Source organism: Thermosynechococcus sp. PP555, from assembly GCF_031583225.1.
GTDB lineage: Bacteria > Cyanobacteriota > Cyanobacteriia > Thermosynechococcales > Thermosynechococcaceae > Thermosynechococcus.
In genome coordinates this window covers 2,220,462-2,239,559 of sequence record NZ_CP134168.1, presented here as the reverse complement: position 1 = coordinate 2,239,559, position 19,098 = coordinate 2,220,462, and the positions used below count along the sequence as shown (strand labels likewise).

At 54.5% G+C, this 19,098-nt stretch carries 16 protein-coding genes; 4 read left to right on the top strand and 12 right to left on the bottom strand.

Annotated features, from left to right (window positions below):
* Window positions 1-64: 64 nt before the first annotated feature.
* A complete protein-coding gene (locus tag RHH27_RS11005) occupies window positions 65-913 on the top strand; it encodes a glycosyltransferase family A protein (protein WP_302678288.1) in 849 nt (282 codons plus the stop codon).
* On the opposite strand, the gene RHH27_RS11000 is transcribed toward RHH27_RS11005, so the two are convergent.
* Window positions 910-2,904, bottom strand: coding sequence for an elongation factor G (locus RHH27_RS11000; protein ID WP_286625052.1), 1,995 nt, complete (start codon window positions 2,902-2,904; stop codon window positions 910-912). The genes RHH27_RS11005 and RHH27_RS11000 overlap by 4 nt on opposite strands.
* 181 nt (window positions 2,905-3,085) lie before the next feature.
* Here RHH27_RS11000 and RHH27_RS10995 point away from each other — a divergent pair, with 181 nt between their 5' ends.
* A complete protein-coding gene (locus RHH27_RS10995) occupies window positions 3,086-4,138 on the top strand; it encodes a tetratricopeptide repeat protein (protein ID WP_310438527.1) in 1,053 nt (350 codons plus the stop codon).
* A gap of 3 nt (window positions 4,139-4,141) precedes the next feature.
* Here the strand turns inward: RHH27_RS10995 and hmpF are convergent, their stop codons facing one another.
* The 7 genes from hmpF to RHH27_RS10960 all read right to left on the bottom strand — a co-directional run bounded on the left by hmpF (window position 4,142) and on the right by RHH27_RS10960 (window position 14,269).
* Window positions 4,142-5,827, bottom strand: coding sequence for a pilus motility taxis protein HmpF (gene hmpF, locus RHH27_RS10990; protein ID WP_206200159.1), 1,686 nt, complete (start codon window positions 5,825-5,827; stop codon window positions 4,142-4,144).
* 287 nt (window positions 5,828-6,114) lie between these two features.
* On the bottom strand, window positions 6,115-7,311 hold the full coding sequence (locus tag RHH27_RS10985; protein ID WP_302678286.1) for a homocysteine biosynthesis protein: 1,197 nt from the start codon (window positions 7,309-7,311) through the stop codon (window positions 6,115-6,117).
* A 5-nt stretch (window positions 7,312-7,316) separates the two neighbouring features.
* Window positions 7,317-8,117 (bottom strand): hypothetical protein, encoded by an 801-nt coding sequence (locus tag RHH27_RS10980; RefSeq protein WP_302678285.1) that lies wholly within the window; start codon window positions 8,115-8,117, stop codon window positions 7,317-7,319.
* Window positions 8,118-8,135: 18 nt separating this feature from the next.
* A complete protein-coding gene (rpaB, locus tag RHH27_RS10975; RefSeq protein WP_149821735.1) occupies window positions 8,136-8,879 on the bottom strand; it encodes a response regulator transcription factor RpaB in 744 nt (247 codons plus the stop codon).
* 250 nt (window positions 8,880-9,129) lie between these two features.
* Window positions 9,130-12,549: a phycobilisome rod-core linker polypeptide gene (locus tag RHH27_RS10970; RefSeq protein ID WP_302678284.1), complete on the bottom strand. Its 3,420-nt coding sequence runs from the start codon at window positions 12,547-12,549 to the stop codon at window positions 9,130-9,132.
* Between the two features lie 221 nt (window positions 12,550-12,770).
* Window positions 12,771-13,757: a thiamine-phosphate kinase gene (gene thiL / locus RHH27_RS10965; RefSeq protein WP_310742776.1), complete on the bottom strand. Its 987-nt coding sequence runs from the start codon at window positions 13,755-13,757 to the stop codon at window positions 12,771-12,773.
* A 2-nt stretch (window positions 13,758-13,759) separates the two neighbouring features.
* Window positions 13,760-14,269, bottom strand: coding sequence for a TIGR02652 family protein (locus RHH27_RS10960; RefSeq protein WP_302678282.1), 510 nt, complete (start codon window positions 14,267-14,269; stop codon window positions 13,760-13,762).
* A 176-nt stretch (window positions 14,270-14,445) separates the two neighbouring features.
* On the opposite strand from RHH27_RS10960, the gene thiO reads away from it, so the two are divergent.
* On the top strand, window positions 14,446-15,552 hold the full coding sequence (gene thiO, locus RHH27_RS10955; RefSeq protein ID WP_206200154.1) for a glycine oxidase ThiO: 1,107 nt from the start codon (window positions 14,446-14,448) through the stop codon (window positions 15,550-15,552).
* Here the strand turns inward: thiO and rpe are convergent.
* The gene (gene rpe / locus RHH27_RS10950; protein WP_302677601.1) at window positions 15,549-16,244 is read right to left on the bottom strand and encodes a ribulose-phosphate 3-epimerase; all 696 of its coding nucleotides are present in this window, start codon (window positions 16,242-16,244) and stop codon (window positions 15,549-15,551) included. The two genes, thiO and rpe, sit on opposite strands and share 4 nt — an antisense overlap.
* A gap of 198 nt (window positions 16,245-16,442) precedes the next feature.
* Between rpe and RHH27_RS10945 the strand changes: the two genes are divergently transcribed.
* Window positions 16,443-17,132, top strand: a complete 690-nt coding sequence (locus tag RHH27_RS10945; RefSeq protein WP_302678281.1) for a hypothetical protein — start codon at window positions 16,443-16,445, stop codon at window positions 17,130-17,132.
* Window positions 17,133-17,134: 2 nt separating this feature from the next.
* Here the strand turns inward: RHH27_RS10945 and RHH27_RS10940 are convergent, their stop codons facing one another.
* The 3 genes from RHH27_RS10940 to ubiE form a co-directional block, all read right to left on the bottom strand.
* The gene (locus RHH27_RS10940; RefSeq protein ID WP_302678280.1) at window positions 17,135-17,767 is read right to left on the bottom strand and encodes a tRNA-(ms[2]io[6]A)-hydroxylase; all 633 of its coding nucleotides are present in this window, start codon (window positions 17,765-17,767) and stop codon (window positions 17,135-17,137) included.
* Entirely contained in the window at window positions 17,724-18,215 is a 492-nt protein-coding gene (locus tag RHH27_RS10935) for a universal stress protein (RefSeq protein WP_206200150.1), read from the bottom strand. Before RHH27_RS10935 ends, RHH27_RS10940 begins: the two co-directional genes overlap by 44 nt.
* Window positions 18,216-18,411: 196 nt before the next feature.
* Complete coding sequence (gene ubiE / locus RHH27_RS10930; protein ID WP_302678279.1) at window positions 18,412-19,089, bottom strand: bifunctional demethylmenaquinone methyltransferase/2-methoxy-6-polyprenyl-1,4-benzoquinol methylase UbiE; 678 nt, start codon at window positions 19,087-19,089, stop codon at window positions 18,412-18,414.
* Window positions 19,090-19,098 lie beyond the last annotated feature (9 nt).

The following is a 19,098-nucleotide window of genomic DNA, read 5'->3' as shown; positions in this document are numbered from 1 at the left end:
GCGTTTGTCAACCCCTCGGGAAATTTTTGCATCGCAGCCGCTCCTAGGGAGAAAATGAGGGCGAGTGACTGAGGGACTTGCTGTGGAACTTGCTGGCCTACGTTCCTTCTCGATTGTGATGCCCGCCTACAATGTGGTGACCCAACGGGGAGAAACGGTCTTTCGGGAAACCCTTGAGAGCATTGCCGCCAGTTGCCGCTACCTCCAACAGCACTTCCCCTACGCCACTGCGGGGGAATTCATCCTGATTAGCGATGGTTCAACGGATCACACCTGTGATGTGGCGACGGCAGGATGGCCGAATGCCGTGCCCCTACAATTGGTGGGCTTGCCGACGAATATTGGGATTGCGGCAGCGCGGAACATGGGGGTGCGCTTGGCCAAAGGGGAGGTGATTTTTTTCTGTGATGCCGATGATCTCTACCGCCCTGAGCATCTGTTTTTAGCCCTATCGGTGTTGAATCAGCCTTTACCCGCACCCTATGCCCCAGCGTATTTTGGGGCGGTACGCACGGGGGTCTATTGTCGCGATCGCCTGCATCCCTACTGGCACAAAAGCCTCGAGCAAACGCTGGTGCTCAATCTCGCCGTGCGCCGCGAAGTCCATGAGTTTATTGGCGGCTTTCCCGAAGAGGAGGTGTTTCGCCAATTTCGCTATGGGGCTGAGGATGTGGCCTATGCCCATTGGCTGCACCAGTTTTGCCACACTGCCCAACTCCAGCAGCAGACCGTTGAGTACCGCCGCTTTCCCAATAGTTTCTTTGACCGTCAACTCAAGAAATTCCAAGCGGCTCCCGGCACCGTGGCTGATGATCTGGATGCGAGCGATCGCCAGCAGGAGGCGCAGATTCAGCAGATTATGGCCACACGACTTCAGGAATTGCAGGCCAAGGCGGCTCAACTGGTAGCCTAGGCTTTTTTGTGGCGCTGGACAATCGTCGCGGCCAGTTTCTCCGGTACTTCTTGAAGATGGTCAAATTGCCAATGGAAGCCACCTGTGCCCATTGTCAGCGATCGCAACTCCACCACAAAGTCATGCATTTCTGCTTGGGGTAAATAAGCCTCAATCTGTTCCCAGCCGGGCCAACCCTCCTTATTGCTGTAGCCCAAAACCTGACCGCGCCGCCCCGTCAACGCCTGCATCACCTTAGCCGTAAAAGCTTGGGGCATCCACACTTGGACTGCCATGATGGGTTCTAGGAGTTGCGGTTCACACTGGGGAATTCCCGCTTGCATGGCGAGGCGAGCCGCTTGGCGAAAGGCCTGCTCAGAGCTATCCACGGAGTGATAGGAGCCATTGGTGAGGGTCACCGCCACATCCACGATCGGAAATCCCAACGGTCCTTGGTTGAGAAATTCCCGCACCCCTTGCTCGACACCGGGGATATATTGCTTGGGCACAACGCCGCCGACAATGGTTTCACTAAATTGAAAGCCGCTGCCGCGTTCTAGGGGAGCAATATCGAGGTAGACATCGCCAAACTGGCCGTGGCCACCGGTTTGATGTTTATAGCGGCCATGACTGTTTTTCGTGCTGCGGCGAATGGTTTCCTTGTAGGGGACTTGGGGGAGATGGGTTTGCATCGGTAGGTTATATTTGCGGCGCAGGCGATCAAGGGCAATCTGCAAGTGAATGTCACCCTGTCCCCAGAGAATAATTTCATGGGTATCGCCATGCTGTTCCCAGCGCAGCGCCGGATCTTCCTCAAGGAGTTTTTGCAGCGCGCTGGTGAGCTTCACCTCATCACTGCGTTTACTGGGGGTAATGGCCAAGGCATAGACGGGTTCTAGTTGGGGGGCACAGGGCAAAGGCACCGCCTGACCATTGATACTGAGGGTCTCACCCGTACGAATGCCCTCTAGCCGCGCCAAGAGAACGATGTCCCCCGCTGTGGCTTGTCCCAAGGATTCCAGTTGTGTACCTTGGGCACGGTAGATACCCCCCACGCGCACCCCATTCAAGCTCATACCATCGGTCAAGGTACCCTGCCAGACCCGAACGAGGGAGAGCTTGCCGCCTCCTTGGGGTAGATAGAAGGTCTTCAGCACTTGGGCGAGGGGTTCTTCACCATTGATCTGGCGATGGGCAGCAGTTTCTGTGGCATCGGGTGCTTCGCGATCAAGGGCTGCCAATAGGGGGCGCACACCGTAGTCCGTTTGCGCACTGCCAAAAAAGACGGGCACAATTAAATCGGCTCCCAACTCCCAGCGCAGATCCGCCATGATTTCACTTTCTGGCGGCGCAATATCCTCAAGGAGTTCTTCCAAAAGGTGGTCATCATAGTTGGCTAGAGCCTCCAGTAGCTCCGCCCGCGCCGCCTGTTCAACGGCTTGTAATTCCGAAGGAAAGGGAACTAAATCCGCCGCTGCCCCCGCATGATAGTGATAGGCCTGCTCCGTCACCAAGTCAATGTAGCCCAAGAGATCATCCCCCTGCCAAATGGGGTACTGGTGGGGTACCAAGGGGCGACTGGAAACTTGGCGATAGGCCGCGAGGATCTCCATGTAGGGGTCATGGGCGCGCTCCATCTTGTTGACAAAAAGAATATGGGGAATCTGCCAGTCATCGAGGAATTTGAACAGGGGGGTTAGGGTAAAGGCGCGATCGCTCAGGGGTTCACAGACAACGATCGCCATATCCACCCCCACGAGGGCATTGAGGGTTTCTTGCAGCAATTCCACCGAGCCGGGACAGTCGAGAAGCGTCAGCTCCAAGTCTCCATACTGGGTATGAACGACATTCAGTTCTACCCCCATTTGGCGATCGCGAGCCTCAGGGCTGGTATCTAGAAGACTACTGGCCTTACTGCTCGTGGCGTGGGTAAGGCGCAAAATGCTTTCTGCAAGGGTTGTTTTGCCACTGTTGTAGCTGCCCACAAGGGCAATGTTGCATCGTCTCGCCATCGCACACCTACCTTTTGATTTGCCATTCGGGTCAAAATTGTCCAGAATAGAGCCTTAGTTTGCCTTAACTAGATCTCTTAACCCTTGGCGATCGCCCTTGGCGGAATTTGCAGTATCTCTTAAGAGAGCTGTAAACAACCGTTAAGTTGGGGTTAATGTTTGCGAGGAGGACTCACTCACGATGCGCTTCAATTCCCTTTTGTGGGCTAGTATTGCCAGTCTTGGCCTTTGGATGGCATCGCCAGTACACGCCAATAGCCAAGTCAGCACGCTGATGCAAGAAGGGCGACGGCTAGTGGAAGCAGGAAACTATGCCCAAGCCTTGGCCATTTATCAGCAACTGCTCCAGAGCGAGAGCCGTAATCCCCGCGTGCATTCTGCCATTGGCTACATCTATGCCCAGCAGGGACAATTTGCCGAAGCCGCCCGTGCCTACCAACGCGCTATTGAGCTGGATCAACAAAACGCTGATTTTTACTATGCCCTCGGCTACAGTCTGGGGATGATGGGGGAAAACCACGGGGCTGCTGCCGCCTACCGCCAAGCCATTCGCCTGAATAACCGTAATGCCCAATCCTACGAAGGACTGGCGGTGATTCTCGCCCGCATGGGGGATCCCCAAGGCGCTATACAGGCCTACCGCTCCGCCCTCAGTCTTGACCCCCGCAATTGGGCGGCTCAAAAGGGATTAGGCGTTTTGCTGCTCCAACAACGCAATATTCCTGAAGCCCTCAGTAGTCTGCAACAGGCGGCAAGCCTTGCCCCCGGCAATGCCTCGATTCAACTCAACTTGGGGATGGCACTTCTGGCCGCCGGCGATCCTAGCAATGGCTGGCAAGCGATTGATCGCGCCGCTAACTTGGGTCAGCGGGATGCGGATCTGCTACAACAGGTGGCTGAACTGGCCGTTGCGGCGAATCAACCCGAGCGAGCCATTCAAACCTATCGCCGCCTAATCACTTTGCAACGCGAACGGCTAGCCACCTACTTTAGCTTTGGCGAGTTGTTAATGCAGCAGAACAACCCCCTTGAAGCGGCGGCAATTTATCGTCAAGCTACGCAGATCAACCCTAGAGATCCCGAGGGATTTTATCGCTTGGGCAAAGCCTTGGCAGCGCAAGGGCGGCGGCAGGAGGCTCGCAGTGCCTATCAAGTGGCTTTGAAACTGTACCGTGAGCAAAATAACCGCGCAGGAGAAACCAAAGTCCGAGACGCGATGCGGCAGCGCAATTAGCGACTAAGCCCCCTGCCCTAGATTCATGACGACCTGCTGCAATTCAGAAATGAGAGCACTGGGACGGCCATTGAGGATATTTTGGTTTAGTCCCTCTAGGCCTTGGCGCAGGTGATTGAGGCGATCTTGAACGGGCTGTAAAATCTCCCGCAGTAGATTCGCTTGGCCGCGCTTGGCAGCGAGTAACCGTTGCTCTTCAATCAGTGCCTGTTCTTCTTGACTGAGTTGATCTTTTTGCTGCTGTTGCAGTTTGCGGCGCTCTTCAAGGTCGTGGCGCAGACTTTCGAGATCAGTATAGGCCTGCTGCAATTCTTCCGCGAGTTGATTGACAGCCACACTGTACTCTTGAAACTGGCGCTCCAGTTCACTGAGGATGGGAATGAGGCTAATGCCCTGTTGGGAGGCGGGATCTTTGCGCGCCTCTAGCACTTGTTTGTGGATTTTGTAGATCGCTTCTTTTTCACGGATATTTTGCCGCTGTCCTTCAAGCGCCTGATTGAGCAGATTACAGCGCTGGCGTTCGTCCTCCAGTTCTCCTGCCAGTTGCAGGCGATCGAAATCACTGGCGTCTTTGACTTTTTGCTCCAGTTCTGCTAAGGACTCCAGAGCCATTTTTAGCTCTTCTTCTTGATCGTTGACAAAGGCAGAGGCACGTTTGAGGTCATTACCGCGGTTGGCGACTTCTTTTTCGAGTTCCTCCATGGGCATTTTCATCAGGGCATTCACATCCACGGCCTCTGTGAGATCACTGACCATGGCTTGGCGCATTTGCTGGATCATTTCCTCCTGTTGGGCAAGGAGGTGACGTTCTTTTTCAAGCACGGACTGTTTGTAGCGGCAGAGTTCCTCCTGCAGGGCGATCGCCCGACTGTCTTGCCAAAATTGTTCTTGGGCGGTGCGCCACGTCTCCTCCTTTGCATGGAAGGCTTGCAGTTGTTCCTCTAGGGCAGCTTGCCGTTGACTCAGCTCCTGCTCCAGTTGCTCCAGTTGCTGCCAGTATTGACTCAGCAAGGCCTGCTGCTGGTCTAAAATTTGAAAACATTCCGCGATTTGAGGACGCCCACCACTGTTGAGGGTCTCTGCCAACTGCCGCAAAATCGAGTCCACTTGGCGAATTTGCTCTGGGGATAGGCCAACGCTGTGGCTTGATTTAAGTTGTTCCCAGCGCTGCTGCTCTTGGTGCACTTGGTGGCGTAAATTTTCAAGGGCTTGGCGCTCTGCTTGAATCCGCTGTTCCTCGGCGGTCAATTCTTCTCGCAATTTGTTGAGTTGTGCTAGCTGCTCTTCAGCGCCGGCCAGTTGCGCCTCTAGTTCTTGGAGTTCTTCTCTGCGCTGCTCAAATTCCTGTTCCCGTTGGTTCAGAGCTTCTGCTTGATAGGAGAGGGATTGCTTCCAGCCCTCAATTTCTTCCTCTTGACTTTGGAAGCGCTCACGCATCCGTGTGAAGCCGTGCAAGATACCGGTGAGACGGCGCGTTGCTTCATCCACGTTTTGAATCTGGCGGTTGGCGGCCATTTCAACAAAGACCAACACACCATTGCCGTAGTCACGACTGTTGTCAAAGGGAATCGTTTCTTCGTTTTGGGGGACAGGGTGCCAGTAGCCCGACTGCTCACGCATCAACAACTTCAACTCGGATTTCGTCCCCATGAAACCCGTTTTTTTAATCACCTCGGCAAGATACTGCACAGCCCTTGACCTCTACCCTAACGCTGAGACTGACACACAACTAGAACATACAACAACCGTAATAATACGCATGACGAAATTAAGTGAGTGAAGGATGCAACTTTTCGTCTGTCCGCGATCGCTGGAATCCAGAACCCTATATTTTTATTAAACACCCATCGGCAAGTGTTCAGCAGTGGCCTGAATCACTCGGTCGGGGACTGGAGAATTGCCAAGGCTAAGGTGGTTGAACTATTGGCCATTATAGCGAAAGGAGGGTTGCTACCCGCCAAAAGTCATTAATGTCATTAATCATCGCTGGCAGCGGGCATCCAAGGTTGCTGTGGCAAAAAGACGCGATCGCGCGGCAGGGGGGCAACGGGTTCTGTGAGGGTAAAACGACCACTGTGGATCCAGTCTTTGAGGACTTCGGCAATGCGCTGACTAAAGTAAAGACTCGTCAGGGGAGCAGTGCGCACAGTTTTGCCTTCAATTTTGATTTTGCCTGACTTGAGTTGAGCATAGTTGACCATGCCAAAGGTGGGACGCACGCGGCGGGGAATTGAAAAGTCAATAATTGGGGCAACCACGTCTTCATCACGAATGGCACAGCGGGCAATAACGTCTTGATCTAAGACGGGCAGGGGCACGCCCACTCCCAACATCAGGGAGGCACCGTAATGTTTGAAATAGCAACCGCGCACCCAAAAGGGATCCATTTGCTTGGCATCACCAATCAGGGCAAGGGTGGCTGCTGGACCAATGGGGGTGTCGTTGGCCAACCGTTTTTGCAAGGGGAAGTGTTGAGTGCCTTCCCACGCCACATAACCAATGCCACCGCCGAGAAAAATGCGCGTGCCAATCCCCACCAGTCGCAAGTAGGGATCATTCAATAGAGGTGAAAGGGCACCGCCACAGGCATAGACAGCATTCCCCAGTTGCGGTTGCAGCGGACCAAGGTAGGTATAGAGCGGGCGATCGCCCCCATTGACACCGACAATAAAATTTTGATAAAGATTGCGGGGGTTATAGAGATAGAACTGATTGATCGTCTCTTTGCTAATCACCGTTTCTAAACTGGCGCGGGGATAACAATCCGTGACATAGCCCACTGCCCGTAGGGGAATGGCTTTACCCGCAATCAAATCGGCAATGACATGGCCCCCCCCGCGCTCCCGCAGACTGTCGGCTTCGCCCGCTTCGGAATTGGGATCCAGCGATTGGGCTGCCCCCAAGTACAGATCGACGGCGCCAAAACCACTGTAGGCAGGAATGCCATCGAGCCAACACTGCCGCAGTTTAATCGGTGGATCCGTCGGCCCCAAGTTAATCATCGCCCCAGACGATTCCATGGGTTCAAACGTGCCCGTCGTGATCACATCCACTTGGCGCGTTGCTTCCGCAATGCTCAAGCTTTCAAGGCGGGCTTTGAGTTCTGCCAATGTCCAAACGGTGGCTTTGCCTGCTGTAATCTTTTCATTGATTTCGGCAATCGTGCGTTCCACAGGCGTTACCGCAGATCTTCAGGATGGCGGATTTGCCAAGTGCCGTCAGGCAGCCGTGAGACCTTACCTCCTAGACGTTCAATATTCTCGATGGCCGTTTGTCGCGAGCGATCGCTGACCGCATTCACCAGTGCCCAAATCCAGGCATTGATCTGTGCCATCCGACTATCGGGATCCCGCCGTAGGGTTTGTGCCAACGAGCGATAATACTCTGCTGCGGCGCGGACTTGTGGATCTGGATTCATTTCTGCCCAAGCCGCCGCGCGATCGTAGGACTCTGCTGCCGCTTGCCCCTTGCCCAAAAAGAGCAATTCATCCATCGCCCGAAATACCCATGCCAAGTAAGCTGTCGGTTGATAGGCAGGATCCATCGCTGCCAGACCCCGATCCATCAAGGCCACAGAGGTTTGCGGCTGTCCTGCATACACCGTAATTGCCGTTGAAAGATAGGGATAGGTTGGGGCAAAGCGGGGGTCTTTAGCGATAATCACCGCAAAGAAAGCAGGTGCATCGTCGTAACCCGTGACTTGGCGGGCAGCGGAATCACCAAAAAACTGCAAAAATTGCAAAAACGCCCAATCGGCAACTAAATTGTCAAAACCAAAGGAAGGGAGATTTGCCAAAAGCCGCATCTGTGTAATGGTCTGGGCATTCTGGCGCTCATATTCAGCATCAGTGAATTGTTCTCCCGTTTGAGCCTGTAACTGACGCAGGGCATCCTGCTGCATAAAGGCAATAATGCTCAAGGCCACAACCGTCAGACCTAGACCCACAGCTTCTGACCAGCGCCAGCGTTTTTGAAGCATGGCCCACCCTCAAGCCAGTTAAGAATTTTTGTTGCTTGCTTCTCCCGGTTCAGTAATCCGCTGAAAGAGATAGCCTGTTCCCCGTGCTGTCAAAATTAATTCTGGATTACTGGGGTCTTCCTCTAGCTTAGCCCGCAAGCGGGAAATGTGGACATCCACCACCCGCGTATCCACATGGCGTTCTGGCGTGTAGCCCCACACCTGCTCGAGAATTTCTCCCCGTGAGAAGGGTTCCCCCGAGCGTCCCACCAGCAATTCCAAGAGCATAAATTCCATACCCGTGAGGCGAATGCGCTCATCCCCCTTATAGACTTGGCGCTTGTTGGTATCAATGCGAATATTGCCCACCTGAATCACCCCAGAGCTAGGGATACCAGAGGTGCTAGTTTTCTCAATGCGTCGCAGCACCGAGCGAATGCGGGCTTCCAACTCCTTGGGGGAAAAGGGCTTGACCACATAATCATCGGCGCCCAGTTCCAGCCCTGTAATGCGATCGGCGACATCGCCAAGGGCAGTGAGCATAATGATGGGGACATCGGATTCTTTGCGCAGTTCTTGACAGACGCCATAGCCATCGAGTTTGGGCATCATCACGTCAAGCACTACTAAATCTGGCTGCTCCTGCCGAAATGTGGTCAGGGCTTCCTCGCCATCGGCAGCAGTGACGACGGTATAGCCAATCATTGACAGCCGAGTTTCTAAAATGCGGCGAATACTCGCTTCATCATCAACAACGAGTATCTTTTCTTTGTGGCTCTCCAAAGTAACGGACACTCCTACTCAATGAGAACAGTAATGGATAAGAAATTAAAATGTGAATTTTTTGTACTCTATCATTTTTTTACTGGCTATAGAAAGACTCCCAGCCCTCACTAGGACAGGATTTTGCCGATTTTTCAGAATTGAGAATCTTTAAGATATTTTAATGTGGTCTTGTCGAGAAAAAAAGCGGACACCCCTGCAAGAGCATCCGCTAGTGTATTGATTCACCAGTGGTTAGTGGCAGCGTTCCCTAGTCGCGGTGGCTTGGCTGAATCCCCACCAACGAGGGCGAGAGGCTTGACCAAGACTGCTTCACCAAGTCGGCCTCGGCCTTGACACTGCCAATGTAGTTGCCCGCTGGCAGGGTGGGGAAGCGTTTGTAGGGCACGACATCTTCGCCAAAGTAGCGGCTGTACTCAGGGCTATTCACCATCGTTTCGACAGCAGCCTTGAGGCCTTGATCCGCCAAGATTTTGTTGTATTGGCGAATTTCCGCTTGGGTGGCCGGGGCGCGACCGAGGAGGTGACGGAAGAGGAATTCAATCACCTTGGTGTTGGGATAGGGGGTGTAGAAGCGGTTGCGATAGATCTCCGAGCTGGCCAAGGTACGCACAAACTCGCGAACCGTAATTTCACCGTTGCGCAGGCGGCTCTCGAGATCAGGGCGCCGGAACTGGCTGGGCACTTGGCCGCTGAAGACATCCATCACTTGGCAGTAGATGGCATTGATCACCAGTTCCACTTCAGCACTAGGTGCACCCACGGTCATGCGGAAAATGCGAGCAGGACGGCGACGGGTGGTACCGACCCCCACTTCCACCGATTGACCATCGCCATTGCGGAAGGAGCGTCCCAATTCGATAAAGCGGGGTTTGCTGGGATCCGCTTGACGCGCTTCGGCCTCTTGTTCGGCGATCGCCCGACTGAGGAGCGGCAGCTTCGTGTTATCGAGGCGAGGTTTCACGGGTGCAAAGCTGGGCACGACAATCGCATCACTTTGCTTCGTGAGTTGATTGTGCAATTTCTCAGTGTTGGGGAAGTTGGCCGCCGGCAGGGTGGGGAAGCGACGATAGGGCACCGTATCCTCACCAAAGGCTTCAGCGTATTCAGCACTACTGACGAGGGCTTGGACAAAGGCCTTTAAGCCTTGGGTGGCCAGAATTTGGTTGTAGCGGCGAATTTCCGCTTGATCAAGGGGCGCTCGACCTAAGAAGTGCTTGGTGCCCAGTTCGATCACCTTGGTGTTGGGGTAGGGGGTGTAGAACTCCTTCTGATAGAGTTCCGAGCAACCCAAGCCCTCGATAAACTCCTTGAGGGTAATCTCGCCGTTGCTGAGCTTCGATTCAAGGGCAGTAAATTCATCGCGGACAATGTAGGGCGCCACATCCCGCTCAAAGACCTGACGATAGGCCGCCTGAATCACTAGTTGCAGATTTTGCTTGTCATTGAGATCTGTGAGCTTAAAGACCTTGGTTTGGTCGCGGCGCTTGCTCACCCCTTGATTGGCACGGAACTGAATTGCTGGCTCGGTTCGCAGTTCGGTCACCGCCCCCAGTTCGACAAAGCGAGGTGTTTCTTCTTTTTCAGGGGGTACGCCAGTTTCACCAATCGTGCCAGTGCGGAGCGATCGCAGAGCCAGACCTTGGGGCGTAATGTAGCGCTCGTAGGGAACCGTATCTTCGCCAAAGGCTTCGCTGTACTCTTGGCTGTCAATGATCGCATCCACTAAGCCATAGAGACCTTTCTTCGAGGCAATGTCGAAGTAGGTATTCATCTCTTGGCGACCATAGGTGGGACGACCCAAGAGGCGACGGTGAATATATTCAATCGCCTTCGTGACGTACAGCGGTGTCCAGTAGAGGCTGCGGAAGAGGTTTGACTTGGCCAAAATCCGCACAAATTCACGCACAGAGATTTCACCATTTTCCAGTTTGATCTCGGCCACTTTTTGGCGCTGCCCTTCATAGACATCGCGGCCAAAGACTTGCAGATAAGCGGCACGAATCACCCGCTGGGTCGAACTTTCAGCAAATTTGACGCTGTCGCCGCCCGTCGCGATCGAGCGTTTGCCAATGCGGGCATTGATGCTGGGAAGCTGATCCAGTTTGAAGACTTTTGGCCCTAGGCTGCCGGGGGCGACCCCACGCGCTGCGGGATTGCTCACCTGATTGTTGATCCCTGGCCCGCGCGTAATGAGAATGCGGCGGGTGTCTTTGTTGAAGGGTTGGGGGCGAGCATTGGGATTTTTCTTCTCTTTCGGGAAGATGGCGCCAAACTGAATTTCCAAGGGATCGTTGCCCGCACCGTAGGGGTGTTGATCCGGCAGCGGCTGATCCTGAGCGGCAAAGGTGGTGATGAATTGCGGGACTTTACGGAAGGGAGCACTGTACTTGAAGAGATCCTGTTGGGCACCCCAGTTGCGGCACTCTTGAGCCTCTTGACCCAGACCCCGCAGATAGGGCACCGTCTCTTCACCAAAGTAGTCGCTGTATTCCTTGGAATCCACAAGGGCATCCACTAAGGCTGGAAGACCCCCTTTGGAAATAATGGCAAAGTAGGTTTGCACTTCCTCACGGCTCGAAGGCCCACGACCCAAAATATGGCGGAAGGCCAATTCTAGGGCACGGCTGTTGATATAGGGTTCGTAGAAGTTTTTGCGATAGAGGGGCGATTTGGCCAGTTGGCGGATGAACTCCTTCATGGAGATGGAGCCATTTTTCACCTTGGATTCTAGGTCAGAGATGCCCAAGCCGTAGGCACGGGAGATGTCGCGTTCAAAGATTTGCCGATAGGCGGCTTTGACCACTTCGTTTTTCTCGGCAGCGGATAGCCCCGGCTTCATCACAAATTTGGGACGGCGTTCGGCGGCATTGAAGTAAATCTGGGGTAGTTGCAGACCTTGAAGATCCGTGGAGTTGCGCTGCCGCACTTTATCGGAGGGGGCAGGGGCAATAAATTCGTTGATCAGAACTTCAAAGTAGGTTTCCACAATGCCCTTGGCTTCGGCGTCTTTTTCAAAGTAGCTAAGAGCCGCCCGCCGCATTTCCTGTAGGGCAGCAATGGTGGCATCAGTGGAGCAAGCAGCCTCAATAATTTCCCGCAAGCCGCGCGTATTCACCGCCAGAATGTTGGGATCGCCAGCCACAATGGCATAGGTGGTATAGCGCAGGAACCAATCCAAGTCGCGCAGGGATTTTTCCATGCGGGCAGGGCCATAGCGGGCAATGTTGATCGGCTTGAAGCCCACGGGTGCACCACCACCAGAGGCACTAAAGACGGAGCGCAAGCCCTCTAGGAATCCACCACGGGTGTCCACATAGGTTGCGGTTCCCAACTTCATGGCTTCTTTCATGTCAATGGCTTCGCCCCTTGCCCCAGTGGTGAATTGGGGGGCTTCTGCAGTTTGGGGACGGGAGAGGAAGGCCATGGGGGAACCACCGACAAAGATGCGGTTGGCAGCACGGGAAACAATGATGTCGGCGTTGCGGGTGAGGGTGGTGGCAATTTCAAGGCGTTTTGCCCCAGAGTGCAGATAAACAGCGAGTTCATCCAGCTCACCCCGATTCAGGAAGCGATCCTGCTGTTCGGCTTGAATAATCGTTGAAACGGGGACTGTTTGATAAAGTTGCGGGCGGGCAACCGAGCTTCCACCACTTGCTTTGACAACCATGGTTACTAAGAGGCTCCCTTTACTTTTAGTTAACGCGCTAACTTAGATTAGAACGATTCGGGGGTAGCTCGGTATTTTTTTAAGAAATGTATAAATTTATGGGGATTTATCGGCGATCGCCCCTAAGCTTTATGAATTTTTGTAATATTCCTTGACGGCGGTGCCCGACCTCAACACCCATGCCTGCTTCAGGCAACTAATCCGCCCACTCAACCGATCGCCTAAAAGTGCTGAAAAAGTTGATCGGGCTGCAGGGGCAATAATTCACCATTGAGCTTGAGTTGCACTCTCTTTTCAGGAATCATTTCCCCAACAATGGCGGCTTGCTCACCCGCTGCCCTACAAAGTTCTTGAGCCAAGTCTGGGGCAAGGCACAACACCAGTTCAAAATCTTCACCGCCATAGAGTGCCCAGTTCAAGGCCTGCGGGCGATCGCTATAGCCCACCATCGGAATTTGTTCTGCCCAAAGAATCGCACCCACCCCACTGGCTTGACAGAGTTGCAAGACAGCTGCCGCGAGGCCATCACTACTATCCATGCCAGCCAGACGCGGCGGGGGCACCTGTTGGCGCAGCCATTGCACAATATCCAATCGAGGTTGAGGGCGTTGATGGGCTTGGATCCACGCTTGCCGTAGTTCTGCGGACACAGTACTGGCCCACTGCGGATACAAAAGGCACTCGAGACCAGCGCGGGAGGCACCATGAACCCCCGTCACGACAATGACATCCCCCACCCGGGCGCGATCGCGATAAATAATCCGTTCTGGCGGCGCACTGCCCAAGACGGTGATGCTGAGACTGAGAACGCTAGAGCGACAGGTATCACCACCGATAATGCTGGTGCCATAGGCCTGACAACAGGCGGCCATGCCTTGATAAATCTCCTCAATTGTTGCCACAGGACAGTTGCGCGGTGCCGCGAGACCCACCGTTAACCCCAAGGGCAATGCCCCCATGGCTGCAAGGTCGGATAAATTGGCGGCCAGCGATCGCCAGCCCACATCCACTGGCGTCATGGTCACAGGGGTATCGCCCATGCCTAAACTAAAGTGCACCCCCTCCACTAGGACATCGGTACTGACAATCAGTTGCTCCCCAAGGGGTAGCGACAGAACCGCGGCATCATCGCCAATCAATTCCCTGTGGCAATAGGGGCGCAGGCGCTCAATCAATTCCAGTTCGCCACAGTCGGCGAGGGTGAGCATCACTAGTCAAACATCCGAAAATAGGGGGGGCGAATGGGGGCGCCGGGTTCTTTTTCGAGATCAAAGTTAATCACATCCCAGCGCTCCTCTTGGCTAGCGGGGGGGCTAAACTCAACGGGCAAACCAAAGAGGCGCAGCATTTGGGGATCCGTGGAGCCTCGCCAAGGGGTGCTGCGTTCGAGGTAGGCACAAAAGAGATCCCGATAGCGTTCGGCAATAATGACTTTGGTGGCGCGGTAGCCTTGGGTGTAGAGGCGATCGAGGGCATCGTGAATTTCAAAGCGAATCCCGTCGGGGTGGGTATGCTGGCGATACCATTCGCCGTCCCAGAGGCGCCAAATGCGGCCGGATTGTAGGTGCATTAATTCCCCCGTTTTGGCATCAGCTTCAAAAGGACCGTGGCGCGGGCACAGGTACGTATCGGTGAGGGTCAGGGCGGGAATGACTTGCCGACAGTGGGGACAACGAATTTCAGGACCAAAGATCGGGTAGTGAGAGCCGGATGAGATCATGGACAGTTACCACACAGCGGCAGCAAATCCACCGCGATCGCCCTTATTATAACGAGTTGACTTCAGGAGCGGAAAACAAGGCGCCGTTCCCCCTCAAGTGGGTGGTTTGGGCTACCCTTAAGGGGTGGCAGATGCCAAGATAAAGAAATGTGTAAATTGGGATTGAAGCGTCAAGAATGATCCTTGGGGATGAACAGCGGGACATTTTGATTATTGGTGGCGGCACCATGGGGCTGGCGATCGCCATCGAATTGGCATTGCGGGGGGCACGACCCACCGTTCTCAGCCGCCAGTTTCGGGAAGCAGCGCTCCATGCCGCAGCGGGAATGTTAGCCCCCCAAGCAGAAGGCTTGCCCGCAGGCGCCATGTGGAATTTGTGTACGGCGAGCCGCAATCTCTATCCCAGTTGGATTGATAAGCTTGAGCAACTGACGGGCATGGATGCGGGCTACTGGCTCTGTGGTATTTTGGCACCCGTGACCGATGAGCGGCAGCGCGATCGCGCCCACCCTATGGAACCCGACAGCCGCTGGCTCGATGCATCTGAACTTGGGAACTATCAACCGGGCTTTGCGGAGAGTGTGCTAGGGGCTTGGTGGTTTCCCCAAGATGGGCAGGTGAATACGCGCAACTTGGCTAAGGTCTTGGTGAGTGCCGCTCGCATTCTAGGAATCGAAGTGATTGAGGGCATTAGTGTCCAGCGGTTTCAGCAAACCCCCCAAGGGGAAATTACAGCCTTGGAGAGCGATCGCGGGCGTTGGTCTGCGGGGATTTACATTCTGGCCACAGGCGCATGGGCACAAAGCCTACTTCCCCTACCCGTCACCCCCCGCAAGGGGCAAATGTTAGCCCTAAAACCGCCGGGGCAACCCCTACTGAACCATGTGATCTTTGGCGATCAACTCTATCTCGTGCCGCGTCGCTCTGGCAAAGTGGTGGTGGGTGCCACCAGTGAGGATGTGGGTTTCCAAGAGGGAACTACGGTTGCTGGCCTGCAAGCACTGCTGAATCGTGCCACCGCCGTTATTCCAGAGTTGGCCAGTTACGAGGTGATTGATACGTGGTGGGGCTATCGTCCAGCCACCCCCGATGATTTACCGATTTTGGGGGAAGGGCCAGCGGCGAATCTTTACTTGGCCACGGGGCATTACCGTAATGGCATTTTACTTGCCCCGATTACAGCGAAGCTGATGGCCAACTTGATTTTGCATCGGACGGGCGATCGCCACCTGAAAGCCTTTTCGTGGCAGCGATTTCAAACTCCGTCGGCAGCCAGTGCCTAGGCCGTCACCAACTCAGGACTAGGACGTTTGCTATGGCGGATGCCCGCGATCGCTGCTGCGTAATCCGGTGCCTTGAAGACCGCTGAACCAGCCACAATGGCATTGGCACCGGCTTCGAGAACTTGCCACGTATTTTCCGCCTTGAGACCGCCATCCACTTCGATCCATGGGTCTAAACCGCGCTCTTCGCACAGCTGCCGTAGCCGCCGAATTTTTGGCAAAACCGCTGGAATAAATTTCTGGCCGCCAAAGCCAGGGTTGACACTCATAATCAGCACGAGATCACAGACATCAAGGACGTACTCAATGAGTTCAAGAGGGCTAGAGGGGTTGAGCACTACCCCCGCCTGTTTACCCAGTTCCCGAATTTGACAGAGGGTGCGATGCAGGTGAGGCGAGGCGTTGTGTTCCGCATGGACAGAGATAATATCCGCCCCCGCTTTGGCAAAATCCGCCACGTATTTTTCTGGCTCAACGATCATTAAGTGCACATCGAGGGGCTTTTGGGTCAAGGGGCGAATTGCCTCAACAACCAATGGCCCAATCGTGATATTGGGAACAAAACGACCATCCATGACGTCGACATGGATCCAGTCGGCTCCCGCCCGATCCACCGCTTGGATTTCTTCACCCAAACGACTGAAGTCCGCAGAGAGAATGGAGGGAGCAATCACGACGGGCTTAGCACTCATGACCGATTCATTCCGTAAATAACGTTACAATTGTTTTTCAGTGTACCGAGCGATCGCCCCCACAGCAACTCTCCACCACCCAGACCACTTTGGCAAGTGCCTATGCATAGCCACTGCAGACCAACGGTACATTTTATAGTAGGCAACAATAGAGTTCGTCTGCACCACCAATATCATCAGCCAAAGGTGAGACACCAAATGTTGAAACAGCGCGCCACGATCATCACCATTGCCATTGGGTTGCTGGCCTCAGGCATGAGCGGCTGTGGCTTTATCGTCACTGAAGTTGAAATAGACCCTACCAATCAACCCAATCAAGCGGTGGCGCCACCGGCAGCAGCTGCCCCAGACCTTGAACCCGAACCCCCCAGTGTCACCGCATCTGCGGTTGCGGCATTAATTCCTCCTACCAACCCTAAAACCTATGTTGAGGGACTGACAAATGTCGGTCGTGCGAATCCCTTCGCCCCGCTGCTTCCCCCCAACAGGAACGAGGGTTCCAAGGGTGAAACGCCAAACGGTGCGCCCGCCGCTACGGGTAATGCGGGTAACGGTTCCCCTCAAGCGCCGGCTAATGGAACAGGTACTCCCGCTGCCGCCATTCCACCCACCCCATCACCCCTGCCGCCTCCAGTGGATGCCCAAGCGGTGAAGGTTTTTGGTGTGGCTGCCGTAAATGGTCGCCTACAGGCAATTATTCGCTCGCCCAAAGAGAATGTCACCCGTACGGTGCAGGTGGGGGATACGATCGCTGGCAATGTGCTTGTGCGCGCCATTGATGCCTATGACACCACACCCGCAGTGGTTTTAGAACAATTTGGTCAAACGGTGCGCCTTACGGTCGGTCAGCCCACCACTGCGCAAGAGGCAACGCCACCCACTATCTAAGGCTAACTGTGCATACGAGGCAAGGGGTAGGGCGTGCTGAGAATCTCACTCTCAAGGACAGCCAACTGCTGCAATCGCTCTGCTAGCACCTCTTGACCAAAGGACTCATAGGCCAAGTACCAATAGGTGCCATAGTGGCGTGCCTCAGAGGTCACAAGGCTGGCAAAAAATTCTGCTAACTCCCGATCTGGGCAATGCTGAGCCAACAGTTGCAACCGCTCATGGCTGCGAGCTTCAATCAACGCGCAAACCAATAGGGTATCGAGAAAGCGATCGGGTTCCTGCGGGCGGACAGCGGCATTCAAGCGAGAGGCGTAGGGGGGTGCACTGAGGGGGGCAAGGGCAATGTGGCGGCGTTCCAGTTGCTGATTGACTTGACGGAAGTGATCGAGTTCCTCTTGGGCAATATCGGTGAGGGCATCTACCAATCGCTTGTGGGAAGGATAGCGAAACATGAGATTGATAGCTACGCCAGCCGCTTTGCGCTCACAGTGGGAGTGATCGAGCAAAATCGTATCCAAGTGAGCGATCGCCTGCACCACCCAATCGGGGCGGGTAGGTTGCACAAGAAACTTAATGCGAACGGGCGTCTCAATCACGGCGGCGCTGAACGGTGAGCACAGAACAGGGGGCATTGTGGAGCACATAGTTGCTGACACTGCCAAGGAAGAACTCGCTCAAGCCCTTGAGACCCCGCCGCCCCAGCACAATCAAATCACTTTCCCAATCTTTGGCCAGATCACAAATGGCCCGACCCGCATCCCCTAAGGCTTGGGTAAATTCTGTGGGTACGCCCTTTTCAGTGGCAATTTGGGTGAGATTGCGCAGCATATCCAAACCTTTTTGCTCAAAGTTTTCCCACTGCTCGGCATAGGTACGCATCACTTCCTCATGGAGTCCCACATAGACCCCGGAAGCGAAGGGGGTGGTAAAGATGGGGTCAGGATAGGATTCATTGGTGGGTGAAAGGACATGAATCAGCATCATGCGGGCTTGGTAGTGCTGTGCCAAATCCAGCGCCGTTTGAAAGACCTGTTCTCCCAGTTCACTGTCGTCAACGGCAACGAGAATTTTCTTGTACATAACGCCCTGCCCTCCAATTTGCCTACCGCCTTTTTCACAGTCATGGAGTCCTGCTCAAGACTGCCCAAACCCATTCCTATTCCTAAAAGCGAATCTCACTCCTGACTCCTCAACTGTTCATCAAAAAATAGAAAAAGGCTCTATCTCTAGCTTAGAAGATTCCCACGGGGCTAAAACCTACATTTTGTAACATAGATTACTTTTGCGCAACAGTAATCGCCATTAGCCCGCCCAAGAGGGGATAGTGTTTCACGTGCTGAAAACCGACGTTTTGAATTAGATCACAGAGGGTGGCTGGGCTGGGGAAAGCCTGAATACTCGGCCACAAATAGTCATACTCTGCGGCCAAGCCATACTGACGGGCGGTGGGCACCACCCACTGTTGCAAGTACCATTGCTGAAATTGCTGGAGTGCGGGGGTTTGGGGATGGCTAAAGTCAAGAATGGCGACTCGCCCAGCGGGAATCAGCAGCCGAAACATTTCCCTGAGAGCTTGGCGAATATCCACGACATTGCGCAGCCCATAGCCCATGGTGATTCCTTGAAAGGTTTGATCTGCAAAGGGCACAGCCAAAGCATCCCCCTGAAGCCATTCAATTTGCGGGTAATGGCAACTGCGTTGACGGGCGATCGCCAAGGGTGCCGCCGCAAAGTCTAACCCCACCACCCGCCCCTGCCGCCCCACCCGCCGCGCCAGCATACGAGTCAAATCGCCCGTGCCACAGCAGAGATCTAAAGCCGTTGCCCCTGCAGGCAGTTCGAGCCAGTCCACGGCCATCTGTTTCCAGACATGGTGAAGGCCAAAGCTGAGTTGATCATTGAGGCGATCGTAGAGGGGGGCAATGCGCTCAAACAGGGCTTGGATATCGGTCATGGTTTAGCC

Coding starts and splice junctions, on each gene's coding strand:
- RHH27_RS10970 (WP_302678284.1), bottom strand. CDS start 12,549: ATGGTTGTCAAAGCAAGTGGTGGAAGCTCGGTTGCCCGCCCGCAACTT.
- rpe (WP_302677601.1), bottom strand. CDS start 16,244: ATGAGTGCTAAGCCCGTCGTGATTGCTCCCTCCATTCTCTCTGCGGAC.
- RHH27_RS10935 (WP_206200150.1), bottom strand. CDS start 18,215: ATGTACAAGAAAATTCTCGTTGCCGTTGACGACAGTGAACTGGGAGAA.
- RHH27_RS10945 (WP_302678281.1), top strand. CDS start 16,443: ATGTTGAAACAGCGCGCCACGATCATCACCATTGCCATTGGGTTGCTG.
- RHH27_RS10940 (WP_302678280.1), bottom strand. CDS start 17,767: ATGCCCCCTGTTCTGTGCTCACCGTTCAGCGCCGCCGTGATTGAGACG.
- thiO (WP_206200154.1), top strand. CDS start 14,446: ATGATCCTTGGGGATGAACAGCGGGACATTTTGATTATTGGTGGCGGC.
- thiL (WP_310742776.1), bottom strand. CDS start 13,757: ATGCTCACCCTCGCCGACTGTGGCGAACTGGAATTGATTGAGCGCCTG.
- RHH27_RS10960 (WP_302678282.1), bottom strand. CDS start 14,269: ATGATCTCATCCGGCTCTCACTACCCGATCTTTGGTCCTGAAATTCGT.
- ubiE (WP_302678279.1), bottom strand. CDS start 19,089: ATGACCGATATCCAAGCCCTGTTTGAGCGCATTGCCCCCCTCTACGAT.
- RHH27_RS10995 (WP_310438527.1), top strand. CDS start 3,086: ATGCGCTTCAATTCCCTTTTGTGGGCTAGTATTGCCAGTCTTGGCCTT.
- RHH27_RS11000 (WP_286625052.1), bottom strand. CDS start 2,904: ATGGCGAGACGATGCAACATTGCCCTTGTGGGCAGCTACAACAGTGGC.
- RHH27_RS10980 (WP_302678285.1), bottom strand. CDS start 8,117: ATGCTTCAAAAACGCTGGCGCTGGTCAGAAGCTGTGGGTCTAGGTCTG.